We start from the raw sequence: 14,197 nt of genomic DNA on the forward strand, positions 1-14,197 counted from the left end.
ACTGGATTTACAACAGCAATAAAGATGATGGTTGTGCCACTAGTATTTGTATCTCTAGTATGTGGAGCTTCAGCTATGGGGGATATAGGTAAACTTGGTAGAATAGGTGGAAAAACTATGACATTCTACTTACTTACTACAGCACTTGCTATAAGTATAGCATTAATAGTTGGTAAGATAGTAAATCCAGGTGTAGGACTTGATATGTCTAACTTAATAACACAACAACCTACTATAGGAGAAAATAAATCATTAGTAGATGTTATACTTGCAATGATACCATCGAATCCTGTAGCATCTTTAGCAAATGCAGATATGCTACAAATAATAATATTTGCATTAATTATGGGTTCGGCAATGAGTATAATTGGAGAGAAAGCTGAACCAGTTAAGAAAATATTTGAATCAGCTAATGAAATATGTATGAAAATGGTAGAACTTATAATGTTAGTTGCTCCATATGGAGTATTTGCATTAGTTACTAATACATTTGCAACTGTTGGAATAGATGCGATGTTTGCACTTGGGAAGTATATGTTTGTAGTATTATTTGCATTATTCCTTCAAGGTACAATAACTTATACAGGTTTATTAAAATTATTAACTGGATTAAAAGCTGCACCTTTTTACAAAAAGTTTGGTAAAATTGCTGCAGTTACATTTTCAACATCATCAAGTAATGCTTCATTACCTGTAACTATGGAAGAAATGGAAAAAATGGGTGTAAGTAAAAACATAGGTGCATTTACACTTCCTCTTGGTGCTACTATAAATATGGATGGTACTGCTATAATGCAAGGGGCAGCTGCTATATTTATATCTCAAGTATATGGTATAGACTTAGGAATGCAAGATATGATGACTATAATATTAACAGCAACACTAGCTTCTGTAGGTACTGCAGGTGTTCCTGGAGTTGGTATGATAACTTTATCTATGGTATTAACTTCTGTTGGACTTCCAGTAGAAGGTATAGGACTTATCATGGGTATAGATAGAATATTAGATATGTGTAGAACTACTATAAATGTAATGGGTGACTGTGCATGTACGTTAGTAGTAGCTAAAGGTGAAAAGGAACTTGATTTAGAAAAATACTATAGTGAGAAAGAAACTGTTGCTAGTATAAATTAATCAAAAAGGATGCATCTTAGATGCATCCTTTTTATTGTTAGTTTTCAAAAGCAGGTACAACACCGCCGTTGTATTTATCTTCTATAAATTTTTTAACTTCATCAGATTGAAGTGCATTTATTAATGCTTTTACCTTTGCATCATTTTCGTTTCCAGCTTTAACAGATACAACGTTAGCATATGGAGATTCGATTCCTTCTATTAATAATGAGTCTGTAGTTGGATTTAGTCCTGCTTCAATTGCATAGTTAGAGTTTATAATAGCTGCATCAACATCACCTAAAACTCTAGGAAGTTGAGCTGCTTCCATTGGTTTAAATGTGAAGTTCTTTTTATTTTCAACTATATCCTTTTCTGTAGCTTCAAGGCCTGCATCAGCTTTTAATTTTATAAGTCCCTTATCTTGTAATAATAAAAGAGCTCTTCCACCGTTAGTTGGATCATTTGGTATAGCTATAACAGCCTTATCTTTTAATTTATCAGCAGATTTAACACTGTTAGAATAAAGTCCTATAGGTTCAACGTGTACACTTCCAGCTGAAGATAAGTCTATATTGTTTTCTTTTTCAAAACTCTCCATGTAAGGAACATGTTGGAAGAAGTTGGCATCTATTTCTCCATCATTTAAAGCAGTGTTAGGTGTTATGTAGTCTGTAAATTCAACTACCTCAAGTTTAATACCTTCTTTTTCTAAATCATCCTTAACAATTTCAAGTATTTCAGAATGAGGAACTGGTGTAGCCCCTACTTTTAAAACATTTTCTTCTTTAGTTGAAGTACATCCTATTAACCCTAAAGAAACCACGCCAACTGTTAATCCTACTGATAATAATTTTTTAAAATTCATTTTTAATTACCCCCTATATTTATCTATTTTTATTTAATATTTGTACTGTTTTGTTTCCTGAGTATTGAATACTTTGTACAAGTAAAACAATAACCACTACAGATGCTAACATTATATCTGTTTGGAATCTATAAAACCCATATCTTATAGCTAAATCTCCAAGACCACCTCCACCAATAGCACCAGCCATAGCTGAATACCCTATTAAATTGATTAAAGTTATTGTTATATTAGATACTAATGAAGGCAAAGCTTCAGGTATTAATATTCTAGTTACTATTTGCATTGGAGTAGACCCCATTGCTATTGCAGCTTCAATAATTCCCTTATCTACCTCTTTTAAAGAGCCTTCTATAAGTCTTGCAACAAAAGGTGCAGCTGCAATTGATAAAGGAACAATACTTGCTGTTGTTCCTATAGTAGTTCCAACTACAAGTCTAGATAGTGGAAATACTAATATCATAAGTATTATAAATGGAATAGATCTGCTTATATTGACTATATAATCAAGAATTCTATATATAAATTTATTTTCTATAAGTCCATTTTCTTCAGTTAATATAAGTAAAATTCCCATAGGAAAACCAATTATTAATGCTGCCAATGTAGAAACCAAAACCATGTAAATTGTTTGTATTATTGAAGGTGTAAGTAGTTCAAATAGGTTATGCATAACATGCCACCTCCAACTGCAATTCATTATTGGTATTCTCATCAGACCAAAGTCTGTTATTACTCATAATTATATTAACAGGACCTACATCAACTATAGAACCTTTTTCTATTACAGCAACTTTATCACATATTTGATTTACAACTTCCATTTGATGAGTTATTAAAATAACTGTAAGATCTAATTTTTGTTGAAGGTCCTTAAGTAAAGACAATATAGATTTAGTTGTTTTAGGATCAAGGGCTGAAGTCGCTTCATCACATAAAAGTATTTTTGGATTGTTAGCTAAAGCTCTAGCAATTGCAACTCTTTGTTTTTGACCACCGCTTAGTTGTGATGGATAAGCATTGACCTTATCAGTTAAATCAACTAATTGAAGTAATTCATATACTCTCTTTTCAATATAATCTTTTTTATAACCACAAATTCTAAGAGGATAAGCAATATTTTCAAATACATTGGCTGATTTTAATAAGTTAAAATGTTGAAAAATCATCCCTATTTCTTTTCTAGATTTTCTCAATTCTTTAATGTTGTATTTAATAATATTTTCTCCTTCTATGAGTATACTTCCACTAGTTGGCTCTTCAAGTCTATTGATAGTTCTAATTAGAGTAGACTTGCCAGCTCCGCTAAGTCCTATTATCCCGAATATTTCCCCTTTACTTATCTTTAGATTAATATCTTTTAATGCATTAACTTTACTTTTGTTACTTTCATAAACTTTACTTAGATTTACAATTTCAATCAATTTTACCACTCCTTTTTATTTTAAAAATCAAAAAACCTCTTTCGGATACACCGAAAGAGGTAAAAGTTTTCTAGGAACCTTATCTTTCGGTAATTATACCGCTGGAATTAGCACCACACGTTTGTTAAACGCAGGTTGCTGGGCGTCATAGGGCCAGTCCCTCTGCCACTCTGGATAAGAATGATATTTAATTTTATAATTTGTTGTTTTGCATATTTGTATTATATGCAAGTAGAAAATAAATGTCAACAACTTTTTGAAAAAAATAAATGTTAATTAAATTACAAATATTATTATGAAGTTATTTGTTATGTTTAATATATTATAGATTTTGAAATTTTATGAACACTTTTTGTAAATAATATAAATAAAAAATAAAAAGGGGATATATATGAAAATAGGATTAGCTTTGGCAGGTGGAGGAGCAAAAGGGGCATTCCATATTGGAGTATGGAGAGCTTTGTATGACTTAGGATTAGACAAAAAAATATCTGCAGTATCGGGCACATCAATAGGTGCAATAACAGCAGCATTTTTTCTAGATGGAAATCTTCATAGAACAAAAGAAGCTTGGAAATCTATATCATTTGAACAAATAGGCTATGTAGATATAATAAAGATTTTAAATAAAAAAATGGCACCTAAAAGAGATAATACTGTAAAGTTTATAAGAAAAAATATAAATTTACTCAAAATATCAAAGTCAGATATAGATTTTTTTGTAGGTTGTACAGAAGTAGAACAAAATAAAGCTAAGTACTTCAAAATAAATAAAAACAACCTTAGTCCAGAAGAAATAATAGATATATTGTTAGCTTCTTCTGCTATACCTGATGTTTTTGAAGAGGTAGTAATAGACGGCAAAAAATATAGTGATGGATATAAAACTGATAATTTAACTTTAAAACCTCTTTGTGAAGCAGGATGTGATTTAATAATATCAGTAAGTTTAAATCACGAACCTACAAAGGGTGAGATAAAATATATAGAAAATCTAAAAAATAAGTATCCAAATGTAAACATAATAACTATAAGACCAAAACACAATTTAAATGGTGAAAATAAAATAAATCTTCATATACCAATATCAATACCATGTGTTCCAGGAGAGTTCGACTTTACATCTAATGGGGCTATATGGAGATTAAACCATGGATATGTAGATACAATAAGAGAAATAAATGATTATCTTCCAAGCTTAATTAAAGAAAAAAATAAATCTAAAATAAATACTAATTCATCTATAATTAATACAAAAAACAAAGTAGAAATTATGATGGGAGATTATATGAAATTTGGAAGATACCACTATGAAGATATACTATGGCAAGTAATTAACAAAGATGATGATAGGTTGCTTTTATTGTCTACAAACATTGTAGAATACAAAGAATTTGGAGGTTATGCAAATTGGAAAAATAGCTCTATTAGGGAATTTTTAAACAACGAATATATGTTTTTAAGAGATTTCACAGATACAGAAAAAAGTTTTATAATACCTGTAGACAATCAATATTTATATGGAGATGCTCCTTATGAACCTGACATAAATAAGTGTTTAATAGGATATGATGAATCTATGAAAAGAATTTCAAGAAATGATAAGGTATTTATACTTTCCATGAAAGAAGTTGTAGAATTTTTGAAGAAAAAAAACTTACCTTATACAATACATGGAAAATCTTATTGGCTTAGAGATTTTGCTTATGAAAAAATGCCAACATATGATAAGATAAAATCAGAATGTTACAAAAAACAAAGAATAGTAAAAGATAATGCAAGAATAAGCAGAAAAGACTATCATGAATTAGACGGTATTAGACCTGCTATTTATATAAAAAAATTTGAAAGATGTATAGGGAAAGGAAGTATATACGACCCTTACATATTATAAAATAAGGGGGATTTATGTATATAGATGCTCACAATCATTTAGAACTTTATGAAGATAAAATTACAGAGGCTGTAGATTGTATAAACAAAAACAATATATTGACTTTAGCTTGTTCGATGGATATACAAAGTTATATAAAAAATAAAGAAATATCTAAGAAAAGTAATTTAATAATACCAACCTTTGGAATACATCCAAACAATGCAAATAACTACGTTAATTCTTTAGAAAAACTAGATGAGTATATTATAGAAACTCCGATTATAGGGGAAATAGGCCTTGATTTTCACTGGGTTGAGGATAAAGATACTTATCCTAATCAAATAAAGGTGTTTGAGTATTTTTTAAAAAAGGCAAAAGAGTATGATAAGGTTATAAATGTACATACAAAAGGTGCAGAAGAAAAAGTTTTAAATTTACTAAAAAAATACGATGTAGGGAATAATACTATAATTCACTGGTATAGCGGGGATATAAGTTACTTAAAGAAGCTCATAAATATGGGATGTTATTTTACTGTAAGTGTAGATATCCCATATTCAAATTTAACTCAAGAAATAGTTAAATATATACCTATAGATAAGCTACTTGCAGAAACCGATGGTCCTACAGCATTGGAGTGGGTTAATGGAAAATACGCAATGCCTAGTTATATAAAAAATGTCTATAATGACATTTCCAAAGTAAAAAACATAGATGAAAATGAATTGAAAATACAAATAAAAAGCAATTTTGTAAAATTAGTCAAAGATTTACAAATAACGCCTTTATTATAATGAACACTTAATGTATAATAAAAATTAGAAAACATTTTATAACAAAAATTTACAAAAGTATATCGGGGGAGTCGGTTAACCGTCTGAGAGGAGATTTAAAATCTCGACCCTTGAACCTGAATTGGGTAATGCCAACGGAGGGAGATAAAAATTTGCTAAATTAAGTAAGTTTAAGTCTTATCCAAAGTTGGATAAGACTTTTTTGTTGATAAAAACTAAGAAGAGGTGACTTAAATGGTAATAGCAGATATAACAGTTATGCCACTAATACCAGCTATTAGTGAAGAAGAAGTTTATAAAGTAGTAGATGTAGCAATTGATTATACTAGAAACAGTGGACTTGAACATGAAATAGGGGCTATGAGTACTACTGTACAAGGAGAATTTGATGAAGTATTTGATCTTATAAAAAAAGTTCACAAAATACCTTTTGATTTAGGAATAGAAAGAGTTATAACAATGGCTAGAATAGACGAAAAAGTTGGTGGGCTTACAATAAATGAAAAACTTAAAAATCATAGATAAAACTAAAGATAATATACTTCCTGTAATTTTTATACTAACTATTATTGTTATTTGGCAATTTGTTGTAGAGTTTAAAAATATTCCTCAGTACTTAGTTCCTACGCCTTTAGATATTATAGAAGTTTTTCAAGAAGATTTTGATACTCTGAAATATCATACTTTAGTAACTATTTATGAAGGGGTAGTCGGATTTATATTTGCTGTAATATTTGCATTTTTACTTGGGATAATTATGGACTTTTTTAAGATAGTTAGAAGATGCTTGTATCCCATACTTGTAATATCTCAAACTGTACCAACAATTACAATAGCTCCATTACTTATAATATGGTTTGGGTTTGGGTTATTACCTAAGATAATAGTAGTTACTATAACTTGTTTTTTCCCTATAGTTATAAATTTTGTAGATGGACTAGAAAAAATAGACCAAGACTACATAAACTTATTTAAGACTATGAAAGCTAATAAATGGCAAATATTTTCGCATCTTAAACTTCCAATGGCTATGAATAATTTCTTCTCTGGAATAAAAATATCTGTAACCTATATGATTATGGCTGCAACTATTGGAGAATGGCTAGGAGGAGATAAGGGATTAGGAGTTTATATGGTAAGGGCAAAAAGCGCTTATGCCTTGGACAAAGTATTTGCATCAACTATTATAGTTGTATTTATTAGTATAATGTTTGTTTTATTAGCAGAATTTCTCAAAAAAATATTCGTATATTGGAATAAGGAGTGATCATATGTTTAACAAAAAAATAATATCAATATTAGCTACAACAGTATTAACTGCATCTCTTTTATCAGGATGTACAGGTAAAGATAATAAAGAAGCTTCAGATTTAGAAAAGGTTAAGGTAGTATTGGATTGGACTCCAAATACTAATCACACAGGGTTATATGTTGCATTAGAAGAAGGATATTATAAAGAAAAAGGGTTAGATGTTGAAATAGTACAACCTGCAGAAAGTACAGCACCTGTACTTGTAGCTACTAATAAAGCTGACTTTGCTATAAGTTATCAAGAGGAAGTTACATATGCAAAAACCTCAGAAGACCCACTACCTATAAAAGCTATAGCAGCTGTAATTCAACATAATACTTCGGGATTTGCTTCTCCTAAAGATAAGAACATTGTTTCTCCAAAGGATTTTGAAGGAAAATCATATGGAGGATGGGGATCTCCTTCTGAAGAAGCAGTTTTAAAAGCTGTTATGGAAAAAGAAGGATCAGACTATTCTAAGTTAAAGCTTGTAAATATGGGTAATGATGATTTCTTTACTGCAACAAAAAAACATATAGATATGGCATGGATATTTGAAGGTTGGACAGGAATAGAAGCTAAATTAAAGGGTCAAGAAATAAACTATATACCAGTTAAAGACTTAGATCCAGCTCTTGACTATTACACTCCTGTTATTGTTTCTAGTGAAGATAACATAAAAAATAATCCAGAAATGGTTAAAAAGTTTTTAGATGCTACATCTAAAGGATATAACTATTCTATAGAAAATCCAGAAGAAAGTGCTAAAATATTACTTAAACATGCTCCAGAATTAGATGAAAACCTTGTAATTGAAAGTCAAAAGTTCTTGGCTGATAAATATACAGATGATGCTCCAAGATGGGGAGAAATGAAAGATAGTGTATGGAATAATTATACAAAATTCCTTTTAGATAATAAGTTAATTGAGAAGGATATGAAAGCAAGTGAGGCATATACTAATGAATTCTTGCCAGAAAAGTAACATTAAGCTAGAACTTAAAAATGTAAAAAAGTCATTTGATAATACGAAAATACTAGATGAAATTACGATCAAAGTAAAAGAAGGAGAACTTGTATCTATATTAGGTCCAAGTGGAAGTGGTAAGAGTACAATATTTAATATTATAACTAATATAACAAAAGAAGACAGTGGAGAAGTTATTGTAAATGGAGATATAAGTTATATGCATCAAAAAGATTTGCTTCTTCCTTGGAAAAATATTTTAGACAATGTATCTCTTCCTTTGGTTTTAAAAGGTGAAAATAAGAAGGAAGCTAGAAGTAAGGCACAAGAATACTTCGAAACATTTGGACTTAAGGGATATGAAAAAAATCATCCTCATCAACTTTCAGGTGGGATGAGACAAAGGGCTAATTTTCTTAGGACATTTATAAATTCAAGTGATATTATGCTTTTGGATGAGCCATTTGGAGCTCTTGACTCTATAACGAGGTATAAAATGCAAGAGTGGTTACTCCAAGTTAGGAATAATTTAAATATGACTACATTATTTATTACCCATGATGTAGAAGAAGCTATTTTACTTTCAGATAGAATATATATTATATCTGAAAAACCATCTAAAATTAAACAAGAATTTAAAGTAAACAAAGAAAATAGAGAGAACTTGAAAAAACAAATACTAGATATACTTTAGATTTATTTAGGACTGCCAAATGGTGGTCTTTTTTCTTATAAAATGTTACTCTATTACATATAATTTATATAAATAGTTTTTAATCACAAGGATATAATAATTTGTCCGGTCTGTGGATAAGTTATTATATCCAACTACTAAACTTGAGCAACAGACCTGCTTTTCAAGGTCGTTGGCGACATGAGTGAAGCAAATTTTTTTATGGAGGGGAATATAATGATATATATAACGTCTGATATTCATGGGGATTTCAATAGATTTTCTCAGCTATTAGAAGATATAAAATTTTCATCAAAGGACAAAATGTATATACTAGGAGATGTTATATATAGAGTAGATAAATCATTTAGACTTATGAAATATATAATGGATACTCCAAATATGTATATGTTACTTGGAAACCATGAAAAATTGTTTTTAGAGATGATGGATATAGTAGATAATGAATGCGTATTAAACATAATAAAAGATGTTGTAGATGATAAAATAGAAATTGAAGATGGTATAAAAGCTATATATTTATTAAATAAAGAACAAATTGAACAATGTGATATAGAGCCTCACCATTGGAGATGGTTGCTTAAATCAACAGGTGAAGGATATAGTTTATTAAAAGATTTTTTGAGTTTTAATGTTAAAGAAAGAGAAGATATAAAAAAATTCATGTTACAACTGCCCCTATACTATGTAGAAGGAGAATATCTTTTAGTTCACTCAGGTATAGATGCAAGTGTTAAATACAATACATTAGAAGAACTATTACAAAAACAAACTATATATGATTTCATATTATCTAGAGAAAAATTCATATACAATTCGGCTATAAAAGATAAAACCGGTAAAATAGTTGTATTTGGAGATACCCCTACTATGAATATAGAAGGAAATGATAATAAAGGTAAAATATGGTATGATAAAAAACATAATTATGATAAAATAGGTGTTGATTGTGGATGTGGATTTTCTGATGGATATCTAGGTTGTTTAAGACTTGACGACATGAAAGAATTTTATGTTTATTAAAATAATAAATTGGTAAATATAACTTAAAAAGAATAAAGAGGTGTTATAGTGAATATAAATACTTTAAGACAAAAGATAACTGCAGAGGAATATGGGAATGATTTAGTAGATAGGTTAATAGGAAAATCACAAAATATAGATAACGTTGATTTTGGAAATGAAGATGTGTTAAATATGGTAATAAGTGACTTTGAAAAAGAACTAAGTTATATAGCATTTAAAGTTATTGAATTAAAACATAATGAAAGTAGCCCTGAAGATATAGAAATAGACAATTACTTAGGCGAAATAGAAGAAATGTTAGAATTAGAGTTAGAAGAATTAATGGATATAATTGAAATTAGGCTAGAAGAACTTGGGTACGAATCTTAAAAATTAACATGAAAATCACAAAATATATTGACACAAGTTTGTATCTAATTTATAATTTCATTAAGTAAATATTGCAAAGCCAGTGAAGAAGAGAGTAGATTAAATGGAGTTTCAGCGAACTAGGGTTGGTGTGAGCCTAGTAATGAAATTTAATTCGAAGAGAGCTTCTGAGGTTATTATCTGAACTAACAGTAGGATAATAGGTATGTTTCGCCTTAAGAAATTAGAGTGGATAAGTTTTCTTATCAATAAGAGTGGTAACGCGGATAATATTCGTCTCTTGGTTTTTATAACCAAGAGACTTTTTTATTTCAATTATTACTAATATTTGATGAGATTCTTATTAATAAGAGTGGTACCACGGATTATATTCGTCTCTTAGCATGTATATGCTAAGGGACTTTTTTGATTTCCGACAAATAAACTATCAAGGTCCCACCTTCTCAAGGCTATGACTACATGAGTAAACAAATAATGTAGGAGGTGATTATAGTTAACATGGCAAAAAAATAGCAAATGAAATACGCCATATTCCATTTGCTTAAGAAAAATAAAAAATTAAATTATCCATTTTAGATTATAACATATAAACAAAAATTGTATAGTAATTACTTTGAATTCTCAATTGATACTCAATATAAATTAATAATAATTTTAATAGGAGGAGTTAAAAATGAAAGAAAAAATAGTATTAGCATATTCTGGTGGTTTAGATACATCTATAATAGTACCTTGGTTAAAAGAAAATTATGATATGGAAGTTATTGCAGCTTGCGCAAATGTAGGCCAAGAAGAAGATATGAATGCTGTAGAAGAGAAAGCTTATATAAGTGGAGCATCTAAAGTTTATATAGAAGATTTAACTGAAGAGTTTGTTACTGATGCACTTTATAAAGCAATAAAAGCAGAAGCTAAGTATGAAGGAAAATACTTACTTGGAACGTCACTAGCAAGACCTATAATTGCCAAAAAGTTAGTTGAAATAGCTCATAAAGAAGGGGCTAAATATATATGCCATGGATGTACAGGAAAGGGAAATGACCAAGTTAGATTTGAATCAGCAATAGCAGCACTTGATCCAACTATAAAAATAATAGCACCTTGGAGAATATGGGATATTAAATCTAGAGAAGATGCTATAGAATACGCTGCTGAGAAGGAAATAGCTATATCAGTTACAAAAGAAAAAATATATTCAGTAGATGCTAACCTTTGGCATATATCTACTGAAGGTGGAGATATAGAATGTTTAGAAAACGAACACAACAAAGATGTATATAAAAAATGTGTTGATCCTGAGGATGCACCAGATACTCCTGAATATATAGAAATATATTTTGAGAAAGGTGTACCTAAAAAAATAAATGGAGAAGAAATCGCTCCTGTAGAACTTGTAAAAAACTTAAATAATTTAGGCGCTAAACATGGTATTGGTATAGTAGATATAATAGAAAATAGACTAGTAGGTATGAAATCAAGAGGAGTGTACGAAACTCCAGGAGGTACTATATTATACGAAGCACATAATATTTTAGAAAGTGCTACTTTAGAAAAAGATACTCTGCATTTTAAACAAATAGTAGCTATGAAGTATTCTGAGTTAATTTACAACGGATTATGGTTTGGTGGATTAAAAGAATCAATAGATGCTTTTGTTGAAAAAACACAAGAAAATGTAACTGGAACTGTAAAAGTTAAATTATACAAAGGAAATATAAAACCAGCAGGTGTATTTACAGAAAATGCATTATATGACCATGGAATTTCATCCTTCGGGAATAGTGAACTTTATGACCATAAAGATGCTGAAGGATTTATAAACTTATTTAGTTTACCACTTAAGATAAAATCTATGAAAACTAACAAGTAGGTGATAATATGAAACTTTGGGGCGGCAGATTTAAAAATTCAGAAAGTAAACTAATGGAGGATTTCAATTCCTCCCTTGGTTTTGACAAAAGAATGTATTTTGAGGATATAACCGGTAGTATAGCACATGTAAATATGCTTTGCAGCTGTAATATATTAACTGAAGAAGAAGCAGACGAAATAAAAAAAGGTCTTAACAATATACTAGATGATATAGAAAATGGAAACCTTAACATAGAAGGCGACTGTGAAGATATTCATTCATTTGTTGAAACTAACCTTATAAAAAGAATAGGCGAACTAGGTAAAAAACTTCACACAGCTAGAAGTAGAAATGACCAAGTAGCTGTTGATACAAAGATGTACGCTAGAAAGTATGGTTATTTAATTGTAAATAAAATAGACGAATTACTTTTAACAATAAAAAAATTAGGTGATAATAATCCTTATATCATGCCTGGATATACTCACTTACAAAGAGCTCAGGTTGTTACTTTTAAATATCATATGATGGCTTATTATTCTATGTTTCTTAGAGATAAAAAGAGAATATTAAACTCAATAGATATGCTAAATGAAAACCCACTTGGATGTTGTGCACTAGCTGGAACCACTTATGATATAGATAGAAGCATAACTACAAAGTTACTTAGTTTTTACAAACCTGTAGATAACTATTTAGATGGTGTTTCAGATAGAGATTATTTAATAGAAATGATGAGTAGTTTTTCTATAATAATGATGCACTTATCTAGACTTAGTGAAGAGCTAATACTATTTAGTTCTAAGGAATTTGAATTTGTTACTATGAGCGATGAATTTTCAACTGGTTCATCTATAATGCCACAAAAGAAAAATCCGGATGCATGCGAACTTATAAGAGGTAAGTGTGGAAGAGTATATGGAGATTTAATGGCATTGCTTACAACTATGAAGGGGTTACCACTTGCTTATAACAAGGATATGCAAGAAGATAAAGAATCTTTCTTTGATTCATTGGATACAACTATAGCGTGTTTATCTGTTATGAATGGAGTATTAGACACGCTAACTGTAAACAAGGACAAGATGTTAAAGGCTGTTAAAAAAGGATTTTTAAACGCTACAGAGGTTGCAGATTATCTAGTTAAAAAAGGGTTAGAGTTTAGAAATGCACACGAAGTAGTAGGAAACATAGTTTTATATTGTGAAGAAAACAATAAAAACATAGAAGATCTATCAATGGATGAATTTTTAACATTTAGCAACTTATTTAAAGAAGATATTTACCCATATATAGATTATAATAACATATTAAAGCAAGGGACAAAAAAGTATATATAAGCTATAGGACTACAAATAATTGTAGTCCTAATTTTTTTACCAAAACATAAAATTTTTTGTGAAAATAATATTGACCACCTATAAAAAAGATGATATTATATATCTTGTCAAGAGATACGAAAGATATTCCGAGGTAGCTCAACGGTGGAGCAACCGGCTGTTAACCGGTAGGTTGTGGGTTCGAGCCCCACCCTCGGAGCCAACATTTTTTTATTAAATGACACAAAAATATGCTAGTGTGGCTCAACGGTAGAGCAGCTGACTTGTAATCAGCAGGTTGTAGGTTCGATTCCTATCACTAGCTCCATACATGCGGGTGTGGCGGAATTGGCAGACGCACCAGACTTAGGATCTGGCGCCTTGTGCGTGGGGGTTCAAGTCCCTCCACCCGCACCATAATAAAACGGAGAGGTGTCCGAGTGGTTTAAGGAGCTGGTCTTGAAAACCAGTGACTCCGCAAGGGGCCGTGGGTTCGAATCCCACCCTCTCCGCCATTTTTATTTTTTGGACCTTTAGCTCAGTTGGTTAGAGCGCCCGGCTCATAACCGGTAGGTCTGGGGTTCGAGTCCCTGAAGGTCCACCA

14 protein-coding genes, 5 tRNA genes, 2 riboswitches and 1 other annotated feature are annotated in these 14,197 nt (G+C 30.1%); of the genes, 16 read left to right on the forward strand and 3 right to left on the reverse strand.

What is annotated here, in order from left to right; all coding sequences use genetic code 11:
• Nucleotides 1-1,134, forward strand: a 1,134-nt coding sequence (locus BS62_RS14680; protein ID WP_496492017.1) for a dicarboxylate/amino acid:cation symporter, incomplete at its 5' end; no start/stop codon positions are given.
• 37 nt (nucleotides 1,135-1,171) lie between these two features.
• On the opposite strand, the gene BS62_RS14685 is transcribed toward BS62_RS14680, so the two are convergent.
• From BS62_RS14685 to BS62_RS14695, 3 genes are read right to left on the reverse strand one after another with little or no spacing between them, the layout of a single operon-like run.
• Nucleotides 1,172-1,981 (reverse strand): MetQ/NlpA family ABC transporter substrate-binding protein, encoded by an 810-nt coding sequence (locus BS62_RS14685; protein WP_496492018.1) that lies wholly within the window; start codon nucleotides 1,979-1,981, stop codon nucleotides 1,172-1,174.
• Nucleotides 1,982-2,000: 19 nt separating this feature from the next.
• Nucleotides 2,001-2,654, reverse strand: a complete 654-nt coding sequence (locus BS62_RS14690; protein ID WP_496492019.1) for a methionine ABC transporter permease — start codon at nucleotides 2,652-2,654, stop codon at nucleotides 2,001-2,003.
• Nucleotides 2,647-3,405 carry a methionine ABC transporter ATP-binding protein gene (locus BS62_RS14695; protein WP_496492020.1) on the reverse strand — a complete coding sequence of 253 codons (759 nt, stop codon included), beginning with the start codon at nucleotides 3,403-3,405 and terminating at the stop codon, nucleotides 2,647-2,649. Before BS62_RS14695 ends, BS62_RS14690 begins: the two co-directional genes overlap by 8 nt.
• Before the next feature lie 76 nt (nucleotides 3,406-3,481).
• Nucleotides 3,482-3,586, reverse strand: a riboswitch (SAM riboswitch).
• Between the two features lie 210 nt (nucleotides 3,587-3,796).
• Here BS62_RS14695 and BS62_RS14700 point away from each other — a divergent pair.
• From BS62_RS14700 to BS62_RS14770, 15 genes are all read left to right on the forward strand, one after another.
• Complete coding sequence (locus BS62_RS14700; protein ID WP_496492021.1) at nucleotides 3,797-5,299, forward strand: patatin-like phospholipase family protein; 1,503 nt, start codon at nucleotides 3,797-3,799, stop codon at nucleotides 5,297-5,299.
• Between the two features lie 14 nt (nucleotides 5,300-5,313).
• Nucleotides 5,314-6,075 carry a TatD family hydrolase gene (locus BS62_RS14705; protein ID WP_496492022.1) on the forward strand — a complete coding sequence of 254 codons (762 nt, stop codon included), beginning with the start codon at nucleotides 5,314-5,316 and terminating at the stop codon, nucleotides 6,073-6,075.
• A 54-nt stretch (nucleotides 6,076-6,129) separates the two neighbouring features.
• Nucleotides 6,130-6,235, forward strand: a riboswitch (TPP riboswitch).
• Nucleotides 6,236-6,309: 74 nt separating this feature from the next.
• Nucleotides 6,310-6,600, forward strand: coding sequence for a thiamine-binding protein (locus BS62_RS14710; RefSeq protein ID WP_496492023.1), 291 nt, complete (start codon nucleotides 6,310-6,312; stop codon nucleotides 6,598-6,600).
• The gene (locus tag BS62_RS14715) at nucleotides 6,575-7,342 is read left to right on the forward strand and encodes an ABC transporter permease (RefSeq protein ID WP_496492024.1); all 768 of its coding nucleotides are present in this window, start codon (nucleotides 6,575-6,577) and stop codon (nucleotides 7,340-7,342) included. Before BS62_RS14710 ends, BS62_RS14715 begins: the two co-directional genes overlap by 26 nt.
• Nucleotides 7,343-7,346: 4 nt before the next feature.
• Nucleotides 7,347-8,351 carry an ABC transporter substrate-binding protein gene (locus tag BS62_RS14720; protein ID WP_496492025.1) on the forward strand — a complete coding sequence of 335 codons (1,005 nt, stop codon included), beginning with the start codon at nucleotides 7,347-7,349 and terminating at the stop codon, nucleotides 8,349-8,351.
• Complete coding sequence (locus tag BS62_RS14725; RefSeq protein ID WP_496492026.1) at nucleotides 8,329-9,027, forward strand: ABC transporter ATP-binding protein; 699 nt, start codon at nucleotides 8,329-8,331, stop codon at nucleotides 9,025-9,027. Before BS62_RS14720 ends, BS62_RS14725 begins: the two co-directional genes overlap by 23 nt.
• 216 nt (nucleotides 9,028-9,243) lie before the next feature.
• Complete coding sequence (locus tag BS62_RS14730) at nucleotides 9,244-10,050, forward strand: metallophosphoesterase (protein WP_496492027.1); 807 nt, start codon at nucleotides 9,244-9,246, stop codon at nucleotides 10,048-10,050.
• Nucleotides 10,051-10,098: 48 nt separating this feature from the next.
• Nucleotides 10,099-10,422 carry a hypothetical protein gene (locus tag BS62_RS14735; protein WP_496492028.1) on the forward strand — a complete coding sequence of 108 codons (324 nt, stop codon included), beginning with the start codon at nucleotides 10,099-10,101 and terminating at the stop codon, nucleotides 10,420-10,422.
• Nucleotides 10,423-10,495: 73 nt separating this feature from the next.
• Nucleotides 10,496-10,706 (forward strand) — a binding site (T-box leader).
• A gap of 389 nt (nucleotides 10,707-11,095) precedes the next feature.
• Complete coding sequence (locus BS62_RS14740) at nucleotides 11,096-12,292, forward strand: argininosuccinate synthase (protein WP_496492029.1); 1,197 nt, start codon at nucleotides 11,096-11,098, stop codon at nucleotides 12,290-12,292.
• Nucleotides 12,293-12,300: 8 nt separating this feature from the next.
• Nucleotides 12,301-13,614: an argininosuccinate lyase gene (gene argH / locus BS62_RS14745; protein ID WP_496492030.1), complete on the forward strand. Its 1,314-nt coding sequence runs from the start codon at nucleotides 12,301-12,303 to the stop codon at nucleotides 13,612-13,614.
• A gap of 127 nt (nucleotides 13,615-13,741) precedes the next feature.
• A tRNA-Asn gene (locus tag BS62_RS14750) sits at nucleotides 13,742-13,816 on the forward strand.
• 30 nt (nucleotides 13,817-13,846) lie between these two features.
• Nucleotides 13,847-13,921, forward strand: a tRNA-Thr gene (locus BS62_RS14755).
• Between the two features lie 5 nt (nucleotides 13,922-13,926).
• Nucleotides 13,927-14,010 (forward strand) — tRNA-Leu (locus BS62_RS14760).
• Nucleotides 14,011-14,019: 9 nt separating this feature from the next.
• Nucleotides 14,020-14,108: transfer RNA gene (locus BS62_RS14765), tRNA-Ser, on the forward strand.
• 12 nt (nucleotides 14,109-14,120) lie between these two features.
• A tRNA-Ile gene (locus BS62_RS14770) sits at nucleotides 14,121-14,197 on the forward strand.

The sequence above is a fragment of the Sporacetigenium mesophilum DSM 16796 genome, assembly GCF_059569055.1.

Coding starts and splice junctions, on each gene's coding strand:
- BS62_RS14685 (WP_496492018.1), bottom strand. CDS start 1,981: ATGAATTTTAAAAAATTATTATCAGTAGGATTAACAGTTGGCGTGGTT.
- BS62_RS14690 (WP_496492019.1), bottom strand. CDS start 2,654: ATGCATAACCTATTTGAACTACTTACACCTTCAATAATACAAACAATT.
- BS62_RS14700 (WP_496492021.1), top strand. CDS start 3,797: ATGAAAATAGGATTAGCTTTGGCAGGTGGAGGAGCAAAAGGGGCATTC.
- BS62_RS14705 (WP_496492022.1), top strand. CDS start 5,314: ATGTATATAGATGCTCACAATCATTTAGAACTTTATGAAGATAAAATT.
- BS62_RS14710 (WP_496492023.1), top strand. CDS start 6,310: ATGGTAATAGCAGATATAACAGTTATGCCACTAATACCAGCTATTAGT.
- BS62_RS14715 (WP_496492024.1), top strand. CDS start 6,575: ATGAAAAACTTAAAAATCATAGATAAAACTAAAGATAATATACTTCCT.
- BS62_RS14720 (WP_496492025.1), top strand. CDS start 7,347: ATGTTTAACAAAAAAATAATATCAATATTAGCTACAACAGTATTAACT.
- BS62_RS14725 (WP_496492026.1), top strand. CDS start 8,329: ATGAATTCTTGCCAGAAAAGTAACATTAAGCTAGAACTTAAAAATGTA.
- BS62_RS14730 (WP_496492027.1), top strand. CDS start 9,244: ATGATATATATAACGTCTGATATTCATGGGGATTTCAATAGATTTTCT.
- BS62_RS14740 (WP_496492029.1), top strand. CDS start 11,096: ATGAAAGAAAAAATAGTATTAGCATATTCTGGTGGTTTAGATACATCT.
- argH (WP_496492030.1), top strand. CDS start 12,301: ATGAAACTTTGGGGCGGCAGATTTAAAAATTCAGAAAGTAAACTAATG.